Origin of the sequence: Candidatus Palibaumannia cicadellinicola, assembly GCF_002855795.1 — a bacterium.
Taxonomy (GTDB): domain Bacteria; phylum Pseudomonadota; class Gammaproteobacteria; order Enterobacterales; family Enterobacteriaceae; genus Baumannia; species Baumannia cicadellinicola_C.
On the sequence record NZ_NJPO01000142.1, the window covers coordinates 1 to 1,482 of the forward strand.

A 1,482-nucleotide genomic window follows, 5' to 3' on the forward strand; every position below is an offset into this window, starting at 1 on the left:
TGTACCCCAATACTGTCGAGCAAATTCTCTACCGTATGAATTATACTAAAAATACCAATAGAACCAGTAATGGTACTAGAGCTAGCGATAATAACGTTTCCCGGAGTGGATATCCAGTAACCGCCAGAGGCAGCCATGCCACTCATAGAAATGACTATTGGTTTGTTAGCATTGCGCGCTGCTACTAATTCGGCTCGAATTGTTTCTGAGGCGCTGACGCTACCACCTGGACTATTAACCCTAAATATAATTGCTTTGATGTTAGGATCTAAACGAGCATCACGTATCTGAAGGGCTGTAGTATCACTGTTAAGAGATCCAGGTTTTTCTGGTCCATCAGTTATTGCGCCGTTTGCAATGATAACAGCAATTTGTGCCCCCTGCTGGCTAGCATAAATTTGCGGATAATCATAGATACTAGTAGCATTAAATGATTGAATCTGCTGATTCCAGCCAAATACTTTAGTCATTGCTTCATCGATAGTAGAACGTGAAGCTACTTCGTCTACCCATTTATTCTGAAGTGCAAACTGTGCCATATCGCCGTTAACGGCACGTAATCCAGCAAGTAAGGTTGGAAAACTAGGAAAAAATTGTTGTGGTGTAACCTGGCGATTGGCAGCGACGATATCAAGATAATGTTGCCACATCTGTCCCACCCAACGACTGTCTGCATCTCTCGCAGCTTTAGACATATTATCGCGTAAGAACGGCTCTGCCGCCGATTTATATTTACCTACACGGAAAATATAACTATTAACTTTAAGCTTATCTAACAAAGACTTATAATACAAATGATTAGTAGCAAAACCGTGTAAATCGACCATACCCTGTGGCATAAGGTAAATTTTATTGGCATAGCTAGCAAGAAAATACTGCGCCTGACTATAACTATCACCGACAGCATAAATAGGTTTGCCACTATCGCGGAATTCACGCAATGCTTTACCGATGTACTGTAAGGCTGGCTGATCTGCACCATTAAAATGTTTTAATGATAGCACTAAACCAGTTATATGGTGATTACTTTTCGCCTGCCGAAGTATCTCGACGATGTCGAATAATGAATTTTCTTGTATCCTATTACTTGCGGTTCCAAGTAATTCACGACCAAGTAATCGAAATTTATTCTTCGTCACCGACTTATCCACAATAGTGCCATTTAGATCCATCATGAGAGCACCTGTCGTCATGGACGGGGTGGTATGAGTAATCTGCAGGTAAATACTTACTATAACCACCATTAAGAGTACTACAAAGATATTTAAAATAAACTCACGGATAAAAAGAAGTAAGCGCCAACCCCATCTAAATGGGTTAGCAATTATTTTCCAGAATGTAATCATGATATATCCATAAAGACGAAAGAGCGCAAAAGCATATTATATGCTCTATTGGTTTTATAATTGTTAAAAATTATGCTATTTGCGCACTGCTGATTATCACTTATCACGCTATTAACTTAACAAGACAACTGAATGT

General features: G+C 39.5%; 1 protein-coding gene. It reads right to left on the reverse strand.

The window, feature by feature from the left end:
- The coding region (gene sppA, locus CEX73_RS02675) for a signal peptide peptidase SppA (protein WP_101627047.1) at positions 1 to 1,346 on the reverse strand (1,346 nt) is incomplete at its 3' end.
- Positions 1,347 to 1,482: the final 136 nt, after the last annotated feature.